At 71.1% G+C, this 15503-nt stretch carries 11 protein-coding genes and 2 pseudogenes; 10 read left to right on the top strand and 3 right to left on the bottom strand.

Annotation, left to right across the window (positions count from 1 at the left end; genetic code table 11):
- Positions 1-16 precede the first annotated feature (16 nt).
- Positions 17-718 carry a 1-acyl-sn-glycerol-3-phosphate acyltransferase gene (locus QE454_RS16710; protein WP_267789383.1) on the bottom strand — a complete coding sequence of 234 codons (702 nt, stop codon included), beginning with the start codon at positions 716-718 and terminating at the stop codon, positions 17-19.
- A 191-nt stretch (positions 719-909) separates the two neighbouring features.
- Between QE454_RS16710 and QE454_RS16705 the strand changes: the two genes are divergently transcribed.
- Together QE454_RS16705 and dxr are read left to right on the top strand one after the other, a co-directional pair.
- The gene (locus QE454_RS16705; protein ID WP_210071948.1) at positions 910-1902 is read left to right on the top strand and encodes an FKBP-type peptidyl-prolyl cis-trans isomerase; all 993 of its coding nucleotides are present in this window, start codon (positions 910-912) and stop codon (positions 1900-1902) included.
- A 13-nt stretch (positions 1903-1915) separates the two neighbouring features.
- Positions 1916-2999: pseudogene (dxr, locus tag QE454_RS16700) on the top strand (1-deoxy-D-xylulose-5-phosphate reductoisomerase).
- A 24-nt stretch (positions 3000-3023) separates the two neighbouring features.
- On the opposite strand, the gene QE454_RS16695 reads toward dxr, so the two are convergent.
- Positions 3024-4688, bottom strand: coding sequence for a Mur ligase family protein (locus QE454_RS16695; RefSeq protein ID WP_307459491.1), 1665 nt, complete (start codon positions 4686-4688; stop codon positions 3024-3026).
- 87 nt (positions 4689-4775) lie between these two features.
- On the opposite strand from QE454_RS16695, the gene QE454_RS16690 reads away from it, so the two are divergent.
- Positions 4776-6092, top strand: a complete 1317-nt coding sequence (locus QE454_RS16690; RefSeq protein ID WP_210071945.1) for an RIP metalloprotease — start codon at positions 4776-4778, stop codon at positions 6090-6092.
- 70 nt (positions 6093-6162) lie between these two features.
- Here QE454_RS16690 and QE454_RS16685 read toward each other — a convergent pair whose 3' ends face one another.
- Entirely contained in the window at positions 6163-8142 is a 1980-nt protein-coding gene (locus QE454_RS16685) for a chorismate-binding protein (protein WP_307459497.1), read from the bottom strand.
- Positions 8143-8384: 242 nt separating this feature from the next.
- Between QE454_RS16685 and ispG the strand changes: the two genes are divergently transcribed.
- From ispG to QE454_RS16650, 7 genes and pseudogenes are all read left to right on the top strand, one after another.
- Positions 8385-9515, top strand: a complete 1131-nt coding sequence (ispG, locus tag QE454_RS16680; protein ID WP_056228466.1) for a flavodoxin-dependent (E)-4-hydroxy-3-methylbut-2-enyl-diphosphate synthase — start codon at positions 8385-8387, stop codon at positions 9513-9515.
- Between the two features lie 215 nt (positions 9516-9730).
- Complete coding sequence (locus QE454_RS16675) at positions 9731-11488, top strand: phosphatase PAP2 family protein (RefSeq protein ID WP_307459500.1); 1758 nt, start codon at positions 9731-9733, stop codon at positions 11486-11488.
- A complete protein-coding gene (locus tag QE454_RS16670) occupies positions 11485-12414 on the top strand; it encodes a L,D-transpeptidase (protein WP_307459503.1) in 930 nt (309 codons plus the stop codon). The genes QE454_RS16675 and QE454_RS16670 overlap by 4 nt, the downstream gene beginning before the upstream one ends.
- Before the next feature lie 111 nt (positions 12415-12525).
- A pseudogene (locus tag QE454_RS16665) lies at positions 12526-13709 on the top strand (benzoate/H(+) symporter BenE family transporter).
- A 121-nt stretch (positions 13710-13830) separates the two neighbouring features.
- Positions 13831-14361: an RNA polymerase sigma factor gene (locus tag QE454_RS16660; RefSeq protein ID WP_210071940.1), complete on the top strand. Its 531-nt coding sequence runs from the start codon at positions 13831-13833 to the stop codon at positions 14359-14361.
- Positions 14358-14852 (top strand): hypothetical protein, encoded by a 495-nt coding sequence (locus tag QE454_RS16655; protein WP_309668773.1) that lies wholly within the window; start codon positions 14358-14360, stop codon positions 14850-14852. The genes QE454_RS16660 and QE454_RS16655 overlap by 4 nt, the downstream gene beginning before the upstream one ends.
- The gene (locus QE454_RS16650) at positions 14815-15477 is read left to right on the top strand and encodes a hypothetical protein (protein WP_309668772.1); all 663 of its coding nucleotides are present in this window, start codon (positions 14815-14817) and stop codon (positions 15475-15477) included. The genes QE454_RS16655 and QE454_RS16650 overlap by 38 nt, the downstream gene beginning before the upstream one ends.
- Positions 15478-15503 lie beyond the last annotated feature (26 nt).

Below are 15503 nucleotides of genomic sequence, written 5' to 3'. Positions count from 1 at the left end.
GGTGAGAGACCGCGTCTCAGAGGCGCTCGTGCGGCAGTACCTGCCTGATGCGCTCGATCGGGTTCTGCGCGGGTGCCTCGTTGTAGGCGTTCGCGAGCTCCTGCTCGCTCAGAGCGTGGATCGCGGCCATGATCTCGTCGGTGGCACCGCGACGCGCGCGGCCCGAGGAGGCGGCACCGTGCGGGGAGAGGTCGAGGGGCGTGCCGAAACGCACCGTGATGCGCTCCTTGGTCGTCGGGATCTTCGCACCGACCGGCATGACCTTGTCGGTGCCGATGAGACCGACCGGGACGACCGGGGCGCCGGTCTGCAGGGCGAGGAAGGCGACCCCGGTGCGGCCCTTGTAGAGGCGGCCGTCGAGGGAGCGCGTGCCCTCGGGGTAGAGAGCGACGGCCCGGCCGTCGTCGAGGAGCGCTCGCTGCTGGTCGAGGGCGTCGAGGGCCTTCTGGCCGGCGCCGCGCTCGACGGGTATCGCACCGATCGCGGTGAAGAACTGGCGCGACGCCCACTTCTCGAAGTACGCGGACTTCGCCATGAAGTGCACGGGGCGGGGAGCGGCGACCGGGATGGCGATCGAGTCGATGAACGACAGATGATTGCTCGCGAAGATCACGGGACCGGTCCGGGGGACGTTCTCTCGCCCCTCGATGCGCGGTCGATAGACGGCGCGCGCCAGGGGAGCGATCAGCAGGCGTCCGAGGCGGTAGGTCGCGCCCATCTGTTCCGGCACGGTCGCGGGGGTCTCGGCGGGCAGGTCGGAACTCACTCGACGAGGCTACTCGCCGCCGCATGCCCGGGCGTGCATGGTGCGCGCGTGTACGCGCGAACGCGCGCGCACCGGCCTCTCAGCCGCGGCAAAGCCGGATGCGCGAAGATGAGGGTTCTCTGTCTTTCCTCGAGAGGTCACCCGTGCGCTTCCGCCCGATCGCTTCCCTGTCCGTTGCCGCCGCCGCTGCCCTGCTGCTGGCCGGGTGCTCCGGCTCGCCCGACGAGACGTCGACGCCCGACGCGAGCGGGTCGGCGGACGCGGGGCAGTGCCAGAGCGCGCTCGCCGACGCGCCCGCTCCCGACGGTCTCGTCGTCTCGGGCGATTTCCAGAGCAAGGTCACCGTGACTCTGCCGGACGGGTACAACCCCACCGCCCTGCAGCGCACGACCCTCGTCGAGGGCACGGGCCAGCAGGTCAAGGCGGGCGATGTCCTCAAGGCCAACTTCACGCTGATCGACACCGCCTCGGGCGCCGTTCAGCTCCAGACTCTCGACACCGAGCCGAGCGGCATGGACACGCTCGTCTCTTCGCAGCAGATCTTCGGGGCCGCTCTCGAGTGCGCGCCGATCGGGTCGCGCACCGTCTCGTCGTTCCCCGCCGGCACGCTCGGTGAGGGCTCACCCGCCTTCGTCATGGTCGCCGACGCCATCTCGGAGCTGCCGACCCGCGCCGAGGGCACCGAGGTCGCCCCCGTCGACGGCATGCCGACGGTGACTTTCGACGACAACGGCGCCCCCACGACCACGACCGACGCCGACGGCAAGCAGATGCTGCCCAAGCCCACCGCTCCGGCTCCCACCGACGTGCGCATCGAGAACCTGCGCCAGGGAGCGGGCGAAACGGTCAACGCCGGTGACCAGGTCATCGTGCAGTACACCGGCGCCCTCTACGACAGCGGGCAGGTCTTCGACTCGAGCTGGCAGCGCGGCACTCCGGCGCAGTTCCAGACCGACCAGGTCGTCGACGGCTTCAGGCAGGCCCTCGAGGGGCAGACCGTCGGCTCGCAGGTCGTCGTCGTCATCCCGCCCGCCGCGGGCTACGGCGACAAGGCGCAGGGCGACATCCCGGCCAACTCGACCCTGTTCTTCGTCGTCGACATCCTGGGCGTGCAGCACGCCAACATGGCGGGCTAACTAGGCTGAGGGCATGCGCCGCGTCCTCATCCTCGGTTCCACCGGTTCGATCGGCACGCAGGCGCTCGACGTCATCGCCGACAACGCCGATCGCTTCGAGGTCGTCGGCCTCGCCGCCGGCACCGACCGTGCCGGCGTCGAGGCGCAGGCCCTGGCCTTCGGCGTCGAGCACACCGCCCTCGGCGCCGTCGAGGCCGAGCAGCTCGTCCGCGACGTCGAGGCCGACGTGGTGCTCAACGGCATCACCGGGTCGGTCGGACTCGGTCCCACCATCGCCGCCCTCGAGGCGGGGCGCCCCCTCGCCCTCGCCAACAAAGAGTCGTTGATCGTCGGCGGCGAGCTCGTCACCGCGCTCGCCGCCGAGGGGCAGATCGTCCCGGTGGACTCCGAGCACTCCGCGATCGCTCAGGCGCTGCGCTCCGGTCACGACGGTGAAGTGCGCCGGCTCGTGCTCACGGCATCCGGAGGCCCCTTCCGCGGACGCTCGCGCGACGAGCTGCAGAACGTCACCCCCGCGGAGGCCCTCGCTCACCCCACGTGGGACATGGGCCGTGTGGTCACGACGAACTCCGCCACTCTCGTCAACAAGGGCCTTGAGGTGATCGAGGCGCACCTGCTCTTCGACGTGCCGTACGACCGGATCGCGGTGACCGTGCACCCGCAGTCGATCGTGCACTCGATGGTCGAGTTCGTCGACGGCTCGACCATCGCGCAGGCGTCGCCGCCCGACATGCGTCTGCCGATCTCGCTCGGCCTCGACTGGCCGCATCGCATCGCCGGCGTGGGCGTTCCGCTCGATTGGACGCGCGCCTCGCAGTGGACCTTCGAGCCGCTCGACGAGAAGGCGTTCGGATCGGTGGCCCCTGGCCAAGAAGGTCGGACGCGCGGGCGCCACCTATCCCGCCGTGTTCAACGCGGCCAACGAGCAGGCCGTGGACGCGTTCCACGAGGGCCGGCTGAGCTTCCTCGAGATCGTCGAGCTGATCGAGCGCGTGGTGGACCGCCACGAGCCGCCGACGAAGCTCACGCGCGAGTCGCTCGCCGAAGCCGAGACCTGGGCGCGGCGCACCGCCGACGAGATCATCGCGGCGCGCTGAGTCCCGAGCGGGCGGTCGGCCGGCTCAGGCCGGGAAGTCGACCGGGCGCTCGGGGTCCGACGACGGAGTGCTGTCGGCCGGGTACGGCACGGGCCACTGCGGGTCGGGCACGGGCCAGCCGGCTGCACGCAGCGCACGACGCGACAGCTCTCGCGCCGAGTACGGGGTGCGCACGCCGCGGATATCCCGGTAGTCCTGGTGACCGGGACCGGCCCACAGGATCGCGTCGCCGTCTCCGACCAGCTTCACGGCCTCGAGGATCGCGCGCTCCGGCGGGGTGAATTCGAGGATCTCGGCGTCGGGCCGAGCGCGTCGCGCCCCCTCGACGAGCACCTCACGGATGGTGTCCGGGTTCTCGTGACGGGGGTGGTGGTCGGTGACGACGAGGATGTCACTGCCTTCGACGGCCGTGCGGCCCATGTCGTGACGTTTGGTGGCGTCGCGGTCGCCGTCGGCGCCGAACACCATGACCACCTTGCCGGGCGTCACGCGTCGGACCGCGGCGAGGGTCTTCTCGAACGCGTCGGGGGAGTGGCCGAAGTCCACGTAGACCGCGGGACCCTCGGTGCCCGAGACGAGCTGGGTACGACCGGGCAGCGAAGCCTCGATGTGCGAGCCGTCGAGGGTGCTGTAGAGGTGCTCCCAGGTGTACCCGGTCTCGAGCAGCATGACGATGGCGAGGCCCGAGTTGGCGGCCATATGCCGACCGATGACGGGAACGACGGTGGTGAGGGAACGGCCTTTGCCGTCGCTGAGGGTGAACTCGGTGCCTTCCTGGCGCTCGTCGACGATCTCGACGGTCCAGTCGGCGGATGCCGCAGCGGCCGCGTTCTCGCTGATCGCCGGGGTGGCGATGGTGACGACGGGGATCTCGGCGCGCGCGGCGATCTCGGCGCCGGATGCCGAGTCGAGGCAGACGACGCCGCGACGCGCGCGGTCGGGGCGGAACAGGGGGAGCTTCGCCTCGAAGTACTCGCGCATGTCGGCGTAGTCGTCGAGGTGGTCGTGGGTGAGGTTCGTGAAGCCCGCGACATCGAAGACGAGACCGTCGACCCGGTGGCGGGTGAGAGCCTGCGCGCTCACCTCGACCGCGACCGCCTGCACGCCGCGCTCGCGCATGAGGGCGAGGAGGGCGTGGAACTCGGAGGCCTCTGGAGTGGTGAGGCGCGAGACGATGACCTCGCCCGCGATGTGACGCTCGGCGGTCGAGGACAAGCCGGTGACGACGCCGAGCTGACCGAGGATCCCCTCGAGCAGGTGCGAGACGCTCGTCTTTCCGTTGGTGCCCGTGGTCGCCAGCAATTGGGGGAGTGCGTCGTCTGGCCCGGTTCCGTAGACCCACGCCGACAGATCGCCGAGGAGCGCGCGGGGGTCGTCGACGACCACGATCGGAAGACCCGCCGGGCCGGCGATCTCCGCCCCCGCGTCGTCGGTGATGACCGCGACGGCGCCACGCTCGGCGGCGATGGGGGCGAACTCCGCCCCGTGGCGGTTCACCCCGCGGATGGCGACGAAAGCCTCGCCGGCGCGGAGATCGGCGGTGGCCAGCGTGATGCCGGTGAGGGTGGTGCCGTCGACGTCGCCCACGGTGCGGACGCCGTAGCGTCGGGCGAGTTCGGCGAGGTCGCGGCGCGGCGGGTTCTCCGGGCGGAGGACGGGCGGCAGGTTCGAGGGGGCGGCGGAGGACATCGGATCCATTGTCTCATCCGGCATCGCACAGACACCGCATCGAGGCTGCACGGGCGGTTCAAAGGCGCGCGGCGGTATCGTCGGCGGGTGACTGCGATCGCGTTCCTCATCGGCGTCATCGTGCTCGTGCTCGGCCTGGCCGTCTCGATCGCGCTGCACGAGGTCGGGCATCTCCTGCCCGCCAAGCTCTTCGGCGTGCGCGTCGGCCAGTACATGATCGGTTTCGGGCCGACCCTCTGGTCGAAGCGGATCGGCGAGACGGAGTACGGCCTGAAGGTGCTGCCGCTCGGCGGCTTCATCTCGATGGCCGGCATGTACCCGCCCGCACCCGAGGACGCCAAGCCCGGAACCAAGCGCTCGCGCTTCTTCGCGACGATGGTCCAGGACGCTCGCGACGCGAACGCCGAGACCCTGATCGCCGCCGACGATCGGGTCTTCTACAAGCTGCCCGTCTACAAACGCATCATCGTCATGCTCGGCGGCCCGATCATGAATCTCGTGCTCGCGGTGGTGCTCTTCACGATCGCGCTGAGCGGTATCGGCATCCAGCAGGGCACCACCACTGTCGCCTCGGTCTCGCAGTGCGTCATCCCCGCGAGCGAGGGGCGCACCGACTGCACCCCCAGCGATCCCGTCGCTCCGGCGGCCGCCGCCGGCATCCAACCCGGTGACGAGTTCGTCTCGATCGACGGGACCCCCGTCTCGACGTTCGCCGAGGCCGCCGCGATCATCCAGCGCTCACCCGGTAAGCAGCTCTCGGTCGTCATCGACCGCGACGGCACGCAGCGCACCGTGGAGTTCACGCCCGCGACGACCGACCGCGCGGTCACCGACGCGAACGGTCGTCCCGTGGTCGACGCCGCGGGCGCCACCGAGTACCAGACCGTCGGATTCGCGGGCATCAGCCCGCAGAGCGCCCTGGTCCGCCAACCGATCGGGACGAGCCTTGCGGCGACGGGGCAGTACATCGGCTCGGTCGCGCAGATCGTGTCGCAGTTCCCCGTGCGCATCTACGACGTGGCCGTCGACACCCTCAACGGCCAGCCGCGCGACGCGAACAGCCCCATGAGCGTGGTCGGCGCCGGCCGTCTCGCCGGCGACATCGCCGCGGTCGACGCGCCGATCCTCGACCGCGTGCAGACGATGATCACGCTGCTGGGCGGCCTGAACATCGCCCTGTTCGTCTTCAACCTCATCCCGCTTCTCCCGCTCGACGGCGGTCACGTCGTCGTGGCGCTGTGGGACGGCATCAAGCGACAGATCGCGCGTCTGCGCGGCAAGGTCGCTCGTCCCGTGGATGCCACGAAGCTCGTTCCGGTGACCTTCGTCGTCGTGATCCTGCTCGTGGCGACGGGCGGGGTGCTGTTCCTCGCCGACATCTTCAACCCGGTGCAGCTGCTCTAGCCGCGCCCGGGGAGCGGCGGGCTCACACCCTCCCCGTGGGAAGGGCGTGAGCCCGCCGAAAGGCCGCGGGTCAGAGCGCGTGCGCGATCAGGCGTTCGAGGGTCCGCATGCCGTCGCGCGACAGGATCGACTCGAGGTGCCCCTGCACGCTCGCGAACGCGGGGCCGCGGAGGGCGTAGACGTCGCCGGTCTCGGGGTCGGCCGCGACCTCGGCCGGGATCTCGATGCGACCCTCCGGGACGGGGAGGGGAGCGCCCGTCGACTCCCCGCGCACGGTGATCGACTCGACAACGATCTCGCGCTCGGTCGTTCCCGGCGCCACGCGCGCCGTGAACGTGTTGTAGAACCCGATCGAGGCGTCCTCGCCGAAGACGTCGACGCTCTTCTGCAGGCCCTGGTGCGGCTGCGCGAGAGGGGCGAGATCGATGCCGAACTGGTCGGCGAGGATCTGGTGGCTCAGGCAGACCGCGAGAAGCGGAGCGTGGCGGAAGAGGCGGCGGGAGACGACGTGGCGCATCGCGGACATGCGCGGGCTGTCGTCGCGCGGGTCACCGGGGCCGGGGCCCGAGATCACGAGGTCGGCGGCATCGACCTCGTCGTCCGACGCCTGCGACCAGTGCACGATACGGGTGTCGAGTCCCAGGTGCCGCAGCTGGTGCGCGAGCATCGTCGTGAAGCGGTCCTCGGCATCCACCACGAGCGCCGTGCGGCCCGCGAAAGGGCCCGACCCGTCGGGGTCCTGCGGGTTCATCCAGAAGGGCGCCAGGCGATCGTTGCGCGATGCCAGCAGTTCGGCGATCGCGGGATCCTCGGCGAGCGGTCGTTGCGGGGCGGCGGGGGCATCGGCATCCGCCCCCTCGGGAACCGCGGGGACGCTTCGAGGGACCGCACCGATCGCGCCGAGCACGCCGGCGGCCTTGCCGTGGGTCTCGCCCACCTCGCCGTCGGGGTCGGAGTGGCGCACGAGCGTGGCCCCGACCGGAACGCGCAGGCGTCCGTCGACCAGATAGGCCGTGCGGATGAGGATCGGCGCGTCGAGATCGTGCGTGGGCCCCTCGGTCGAGCCGTTCGGGGTGAACAGGGCGGCGACACCGGAGTAGTAGCCGCGCGGCTGTGTCTCGTGCCGGGCGATCACGGTGCACGCGTTCTGCATGGGGGAGCCGGTGACCGTGGGGGCGAACATCGTCTCGCGGAGGATGTCGCGCGGGTCGAGATCGCTCGAGCCGCGCAGCATGTACTCGGTGTGCGTGAGGCGCGACATCTCTTTGAGGTGCGGGCCGGTGATGCGGCCACCGTCGCTGCAGACGGCGCTCATCATCTTGAGCTCCTCGTCGACGACCATGAAGAGCTCCTCGGTCTCTTTGGTCGAGCGCAGGAACTCGGCGAGCGTCTCGGACGTCGCCCCGCCCGCCGGGTGGCGGAAGGTGCCCGAGATCGGGTTCATCGTGACGATGCCGTCCTTGGCGCTCACGTGCGCCTCGGGGCTCGCTCCCACCGCGATGTGATCGGCCGCGACGACGGCGAAGGTCCAGTACGCGCCCTTCTCGTGCTCGAGAAGAGCCCGGAACCACGTGAGCGCGGCGATGCGCGGGTCGACGTCGACGCCGGCGACAAAGTCGCGACGGATCACGAAGTTCGCACCCTCGCCGCGACCGATCTCGTCCGCGATGACGCGGCGCACGATGGCGGCGTAGTCCTCGTCGGTGATGTCGAAGCCGGCGTCGGCAAGGGGCACGGGCGAGGAGGGGAGGGATGCCAGGGCCTCCGCCCGCGGCACGGAGACACGGTCGTCGATCACCAGGCAGCGCAGCGGTGCTCCGTCGTCGTGGCAGACGAAGCCGCGCTCGCGCACCTGGCGGTAGGGAACGAGGGCGAGCACCTCGCGGGCGCGGCCCTCGGCATCCGTCAGGGGGATGTCGGCGAGGAGGTCCACGTCGACCACGTCTCCCGTGAGGACCTCGACGGTCGCCTCGTCACGGGCGATGAGGGCGAAGGGGGCGGAGCCTGCGGCGAGGTCCGTGAAAGGGGAGGAGGGGTCGAGCCCGGTCATCGAGAAGTCTTTCCGTCTGTGCTGAACGAGGTCCGATGCGGCCGCCGAAAACACGAAGACCGCCCGGATTCCCCAGGGGGAGGGCGGTCTGTTGCATGCGTGCGCACCGCCTAAACGGTGAGCCACCAGGATGTGTGAGCGCGCATGGCGCCGAACCTACCACAGCAGCCTTTCGGCGCCGGTTCAGGCACCGTGCGGTGCGGGCGGCGTAGGCTGATCGCGTGCCTGCTGTGAACCTCGGAATGCCCCGCGTGCCGGAGACCCTCGCGCCCCGTCGCAAGACCCGCCAGATCCGCGTGGGCAAGGTCCTCGTGGGCGGCGACGCCCCGGTGAGCGTCCAGTCGATGACCACGACGCCCACGACCAACATCAACGCCACCCTGCAGCAGATCGCCGAGCTGACGGCGTCCGGCTGCGAGATCGTGCGCGTTGCCGTGCCGTCGCAGGACGACGCCGACGTGCTGCACATCATCGCGAAGAAGAGCCAGATCCCGGTCATCGCCGACATCCACTTCCAGCCGAAGTACGTGTTCCAGGCGATCGACGCCGGCTGCGGCGCGGTGCGCGTGAACCCGGGCAACATCCGCAAGTTCGACGACCAGGTCGGCGCGATCGCCAAGGCCGCCAAGGATGCGGGCGTCTCGCTGCGCATCGGCGTCAACGCGGGTTCGCTCGACCGCCGCCTGCTCGAGAAGTACGGCAAGGCCACCCCCGAGGCACTCGTCGAGAGCGCCGTGTGGGAAGCCTCGCTGTTCGAGGAGCACGACTTCCACGACTTCAAGATCTCGGTCAAGCACAACGACCCGATCGTCATGGTCAAGGCGTACCGCCTGCTCGCCGAACGGGGCGACTGGCCCCTGCACCTCGGCGTCACCGAGGCCGGCCCCGCGTTCCAGGGCACGATCAAGAGCGCCACGGCGTTCGGCATCCTGCTGTCGGAGGGCATCGGCGACACCATCCGCGTCTCGCTGTCGGCGCCCCCCGCCGAAGAGGTCAAGGTCGGCCATCAGATCCTGCAGTCGCTGAACCTGCGCGAGCGCAAGCTCGAGATCGTCTCGTGCCCCTCGTGCGGCCGTGCGCAGGTCGACGTCTACACCCTCGCCGACGACGTCACCGAGGGCCTCAAGGACATGACCGTGCCGTTGCGCGTCGCCGTCATGGGCTGCGTCGTCAACGGACCCGGCGAAGCGCGCGACGCCGACCTGGGTGTGGCATCCGGCAACGGCAAGGGCCAGATCTTCGTCAAGGGCGAGGTCGTCAAGACCGTTCCCGAGAGCGAGATCGTCGCAACGCTCATCGCCGAGGCCAACCGCCTCGCCGCCGAGATGGGCCCCGACGCCGCCACCGGCACCGCGCAGGTCATCACGGCCTGAGCCTCGCGCGTCGTCGCTGGCCCACCGGGCTCTCATCGCCTGCCCACAGCATTCGTTCACGTGGGTGACACCGGCCGTTCGACATCTCGGCGGCGGGCGAACCACCGATGCTCACGGAGCGGGCCTACCGTCTGATCCGGTCGCGGCGACGCGTCGCGGCCGATCCCATCGGACGGTCGGAGAGGAGACGCCGCGCACCCCGCGGCGCATCACGCATGGAATCACGCACCCACAGGCTCCGCACGGCGTGGCGCATCGCCATCGCCGGCGCGCTCGTCGTCGCCGGCACCGCGGCGCCGCTCTCGGCGAACGCGGCGAGCTACCCCAGCGACAGCGCCAAGCCCGATCTCGTCGCGCTGCTCAGCGGCTACCGCGACTTCTGGACGCCCAGCGGTCAGGGCGACTTCAGCGGCACGGTGGTGAACCCGACGGTGCTGGCCTACAACGACCGGCTGACGGTGTGGATCAATAACAACGCCACCGCCGCGCAGCAGTTCCGCGCTCTGCAGGACTCCGAGTACAACAACAACGCCAAGACCGCCTACGACCAGTCCTTCACCGTCTCGGGAGGTCTCGGCTCGTCGCTCGGCGCGATCTACGTCAACGGTCTCAACTCGGGTGCCCTGCCGCTGACGCAGGCCCTCATCAACAGCTCGAACGGGTCGTCGGGCGCCTACGTGTCGACGAGCACGGCGAAGAACACGTTCAGCTACGCGCGCCCCTTCGTCATGACCGATCCGAACGCGACGGCCGTCTCGGGCGACAACGCCGCCTGCGCGCCCAGCGTGAACAACGCCTCGTCGCTGAAGGCCATGCGCCAGGGAACGGCATGGGCCGACGCGAACGGCAACCTGCTCATCGGCCGTGTCGCACCGGTCACCGACACCACGCACCAGTTCTCGCCCAACGACGTGCCCCTCGACGCCGCGTACGGTCAGCCGGGCATCTGCAAGGGTGGCTCGTTCCCGTCCGGTCACACGACCACCGCCTATCAGGCCGGCATCACCCTCGCGACCCTCGTCCCCGAACTGGGGCCCGAGGTGCTCGCGCGGGCGTCCGAGAACGGCAACAACCGCATCGTGCTCGGTGTGCATTACCCGCTCGACGTCGTCGGCGGACGCATCGACGGCGAGGCCGCTCTCGCCGCCCGCTGGTCGGACGACGCCTACCGCACCGGCGTGCTGCAGCCCGCCCGCCAAGAGCTGACGACGTACCTGCAGCAGCAGTGCGGAAGCACCCTCGCCGCGTGCATCGCCGCCGAGACGCCGTACCAGAACGACCCCTACGGCGGGAAGGCCATGCCCGGCGGGACGGCGCAGAAGGTCACCGACCGCGCCTCGGCCGTGTCGGTGTACACCGAACGCCTCACCTACGGCTTCGCTCGCACGGGCACCGCCGGTCAGCCGGCGGCCGTGCCGGCGGGCGCGTCGAACCTGCTGCTGACCGCGTTCCCGCAGCTGACCGACGCGCAGCGCACGTCGATCCTCGCGCAGACCCAGATCGACTCGGGCTACCCGCTCGATCAGACGTCCGGCGGCAACGGCTCGTGGCAGCGTCTCAACCTCGCCGCCGCGATGTCGGCCAAGGTGCAGGTCAACGCCGACGCCACCGTCACGGTGCTCGGCGTCGGCGGCGCGGCCCAGGTGCTCCCCGCCCCGAGCGGCTCGACGAGCACGACGCCCGCGCTGACCGCTCCGAACGGCACGACCGTCGCCGCCGGTGGCCAGCTGCAGATCGCGGGCTCGGGTTTCGCCGCCGGTCAGCCGCTCACGGTGCAGCTGCACAGCGACCCGGTGACGATCGCGACCATCGCCGCCGATGCGAACGGCGTCTTCGCCACGACCGTCACGATCCCCGCCTCGACCCCGGCCGGTGCGCACACGATCACGCTCCTGGATGCCACGGGCGCCGTCGTTGCGGGACCGCTCGCGGTCACGGTCACCGGCGTGCGCCTGCCCCTGGTGAGCGGATGACGACGAGCCCCGCTCGTCGGCGCCTGGCGCTCGTCACGATCACCGCGACGGCGGCTGCGGCCGTCGTCGCGGTGATCGCCGCGTGGGCGCTGGCTCCCGCCGCCCCCTCGGTCCCGGCAGCCGATCCCACGCCCTCGTCCTCCCCGACGCCCGCGACCGCCGCGTCGCCTCGCCCGGTGCCCGCGGTCGACGCCGGCGCACTGTCGGCGTTGCCCGAGGCGCGCTACGACGCGGTGATCGGCGGGCTTCTCGTCGCCGACACGGCCGTGCCCGCGCACGCCGACGTTTACTCGACGGCATCCGACCTGCCCCTCTTCGGCGACGCCGACGGCACGGGACGCGCGGGCGGCAGCGGCGGTCCCGTCGCGCGTCTGGCCGCGCGCGACTTCTTGGGGGAGGCCACTCCCGTCGTCGTGGTCCGCATCGAGGGGTCATGGGCGCTCGTGCTGACGCCCGCCCGTCGCACGCTCCCGTCGGCTGCGCCGGCGGGTCAGCCCGCGGCGGCGCAGACCGCGGCCTGGGCCCCGCTGACGTCGTTGGCGAAGACGACCGGCCCGACGTCTCGCGTCGAGGTGTCGGTGGCGCAGCGGTCCGTGTCGATCGTCGCCGTCGACGGCACCGTGCAGGCGACGTTCCCCGCCGCCGTCGGTGCCGACGGCACGCCCACGCCGACCGGCGTGGTCGGGTACCTCGAGGCGCGCTACGTCGACCCGTCGCAGGGGACCGGCGACCAGCCGATCCACCTGACGTCGCTGCACTCGGCCGCCGCCGACGAGCCCTTCGGCGGTCACGACGGGGGACTCATCGGCATCCACTACGCGGACGAGCGCGACGGGGCGATCTCGCACGGCTGCGTGCGGATCGGTGCCGACGCGGTCGCGGCGCTCGCCGCGCTTCCTCTCGGCACGCTCGTCGTGCTGCGCTGACGCCCACCGCGCCCGCGGGGTGACCGCCCCGGGAGCGCCGTGAGCCCCGGGGGCACCCGGTCGCGGCCGGGGCACGGAGGGCTTCTGCGCATCCGGTAGCCTCGGGGGCCTATGGCCGACACCTCGCCGCCCTCGCTCGCCCGACCGCTCGTCGCCGGGGTCGTCACCGCCCTCGTCGGATTCACCAGCACCTTCGCCGTCGTGCTCACGGGCCTGCGTGCCGTGGGGGCGACTCCCGCCCAGGCGGCCAGTGGCCTGCTCGCGATCACGCTCGTCATCGGCATCGGCTGCATCGTGCTCGCCGGGCGCTACCGCATACCGATCACCGTCGCCTGGTCGACCCCCGGCGCCGCCCTGTTGGCGGCCACCGGCGCCATCGACGGCGGGTGGCCGGCGGTGATCGGCGGCTTCCTCGTCTCCGCCGCGCTGATCCTCTGCACGGCGCTGTTCCCCCCGCTCGGCGCGCTCATCGCGCGGATCCCGGCCTCGATCGCGCAGGCGATGCTCGCCGGTGTCCTGCTGCCGCTGTGCGTGGCGCCGTTCGTCGGCCTCGTGAACGACCCGTGGGGTGTGGCTCCCGTGCTGTTGGTGTGGCTCGTGGCATCCCGGTTCCTTCCCCGCTGGGCCGTCCCGCTCGCCTTCGTCGCCGCGATCGCGGTGGTCGGGGTGGAGCTGGCCCGTACGGGGGTGGACGCGGATGCCGCGACCCTGCTGCCGCGCCTGGAGTTCACCGCCCCTCTCTCACGGTCGGCGCGGTCGTGGGCATCGCGGTGCCGCTGTTCGTGGTGACGATGGCGTCGCAGAACGTGCCCGGAGTCGCCGTGATGCGCAGCCTCGGGTACACGATCCCGTGGCGCCCCGCGATGCTCGTCACCGGGCTCGGCTCGGCCGCCGCGGCCGGGTTCGGCGGGCACGCGATGAACCTCGGCGCGATCAGCGCGGCGATCGCCGCGGGACCCGACGCGCACCCCGACCCGAAGAAGCGGTGGGTCGCGGGGGTGTCGGCCGGAGGCACCTACCTCGTCCTCGGCGCCCTGTCGGCGGCGTTCGCCGCGATCGTGCTGCTGGCCCCGGCGGGCGTCATCCCGGCGGTCGCGGGCGTGGCGCTCTTCGGCGCGTTCGGGTCGGCGATCCAGCAGGCGATCGACGACCCCGGTGAGCGGGTGCCCGCCGTGGTGACGTTCCTCGTGGCCGCCTCCGGGATCGCGGTGTTCGGGGTGAGCGCCGCGTTCTGGGCCTTGGTCGCGGGTCTCGTCGTACGCGCGGTGCTGCACGTGGGGCGTCGGGCGATCTGAGCTTGCGGCCCGATGACGGTGGCGTCGCCGTGCGGCACGAACCTCGCGGACCGTCACCGTTTCGTTATCCATTTCGTCGCCGGAAAGGGAACCGATGGCGCCCCCGCGGACATTACTGGGTGTGGATGAAGACGACGCCTGGCTGTGGGACCGGGTACGCCAAGGCGACGAGCTCGCGCTCGCCGCGCTGTTCGATCGGCACGAGACGCGGCTGTTCCGCCATGCGTCGCGGCTGCTGAGTCATCGGGAGGATGCGAAGGATGCCGTGACCGTGGCCTTCTTCGAACTGTGGCGCAAGCGCGCCTCGGTGCGTCTGGTCGATGGGTCTCCGCTGCCGTGGCTGCTGACGACGGTGGCGCACAGCGCGCGGAACCTGGAGCGGTCGAGCCGGCGCTATCGCGCCCTGCTGGACCGCGCCCCGGTCGCCGAGCAGGTGTCGAGCGACGCTGCCGACGACAGCGGGGTGCTCTCGGCGCTCAAGCGCCTCCCCGAGCGCGAGCAGGCGGTGGTCGTGCTGTCGGTGCTCGAGGGCTACGCCGAGCGCGAGATCGCTCAAGCCCTCGGCATCCCGGCCGGAACGGTGAAATCGCGGCTCGCCCGCGCCAAAGCGAAGTTGCGCGACGAGCTCGCGCTGGAAGGGGCACGGGCATGAACGACGAACTGACGCCCTCCGAGCGCGCGGCCCTGCGCGCCCGCATCGTGGGCGGCGCCCACGACATCAAGCACGTCGGGGCGCACCGCAACGCGTGGATCGCTGGTTCGGTGGCCGCGGTGATGGTGGTCGCGATCGCCGGGGGAGTGGCGGTGACCTCGACGCTCAGCGCGCCGGAGATCGCGACGACGCCGTCGCCGACGGTCACCACGACGACGACCCCCATCCCGATACCTACCCCGACATCGGCTCCGACGCCGACGATGTCACCGACGACCGTACTGCAGGCACTTGCCTTCGGGGGCGAGTGCTCCGTCGTGCTGGATGACGAAACTGTCTCGGAGTTCTTCGGTGTTCCGATGAAGCCAGGGACGAATCTTCTCGGGGGTGCCCGGGTTCTCGGAGGGGGTGTCGTGCACATGGATTCCCGTGTCCGCCGGGGAGGGAGTCCCGGTGACGATGACTGTCGTGCCATGGGAGGCCGTGCCTGACTCCGTTCGCCAGGAAGTGGGACTCGTGCCCCCGTGCGTCGGCGGCAGTGTCTGTTCCTACAGCGAGCGCCACGGCGATGCATGGGTGAACGCGGAATCCGACGACGTGGAGGGTGCCGCGGCTGCGGTGCAGAACATCGGTCCGCGTGCAGCTGAGACGCCGGGTATCGCACGTGCGCTGTCCTCGGACGCATGGTCGATCCCCGACTGCGAGAGTGAGGTTCTCCCCGCCGTCCGAGAGGCGCTGGGGCGCGATGACATCGGCCCCATCCAGACCGATTACTTCCCGCATGGGCAGGCCTGGGACGTGTTGACCTCGAATGGGGCCGCGGGATGGTGCGGCTTCTCGGGACACAGCGAAGACGTCAGCACGCTCTTCACCATGGATCTGACGTTCTGGCCGGGCGGCACGCTCGACGAGGACGCAGCCGCCGGCGACGACAGACGACAATCGTTCCCTCTTGCTGGCGGCGTCTCCGGATGGCTTTATCCGGAGAACCCTCCCAATGTTGCCTCTGAGCTGGATGCCGCTGCACGCGGTGGAGTTCTGAACGTGCGCGGGCGCGGGCTCGATGATGCACAGATGCGCGCCATGGTCGAGGCTGTCCTGACAGAACTCGGCTGACCTGGGGATCCCGCTCGACCACCCCA

The sequence above is a fragment of the Microbacterium sp. SORGH_AS_0454 genome (genome assembly GCF_031453395.1).
Classification (GTDB): Bacteria; Actinomycetota; Actinomycetes; order Actinomycetales; family Microbacteriaceae; genus Microbacterium.
This window is presented reverse-complemented; position numbering and strand designations above follow the sequence as displayed.

Coding starts and splice junctions, on each gene's coding strand:
- QE454_RS16710 (WP_267789383.1), bottom strand. CDS start 718: ATGGGCGCGACCTACCGCCTCGGACGCCTGCTGATCGCTCCCCTGGCG.
- QE454_RS16695 (WP_307459491.1), bottom strand. CDS start 4,688: ATGTCCTCCGCCGCCCCCTCGAACCTGCCGCCCGTCCTCCGCCCGGAG.
- QE454_RS16685 (WP_307459497.1), bottom strand. CDS start 8,142: ATGACCGGGCTCGACCCCTCCTCCCCTTTCACGGACCTCGCCGCAGGC.
- ispG (WP_056228466.1), top strand. CDS start 8,385: ATGCCCCGCGTGCCGGAGACCCTCGCGCCCCGTCGCAAGACCCGCCAG.
- QE454_RS16675 (WP_307459500.1), top strand. CDS start 9,731: ATGGAATCACGCACCCACAGGCTCCGCACGGCGTGGCGCATCGCCATC.
- QE454_RS16670 (WP_307459503.1), top strand. CDS start 11,485: ATGACGACGAGCCCCGCTCGTCGGCGCCTGGCGCTCGTCACGATCACC.
- QE454_RS16655 (WP_309668773.1), top strand. CDS start 14,358: ATGAACGACGAACTGACGCCCTCCGAGCGCGCGGCCCTGCGCGCCCGC.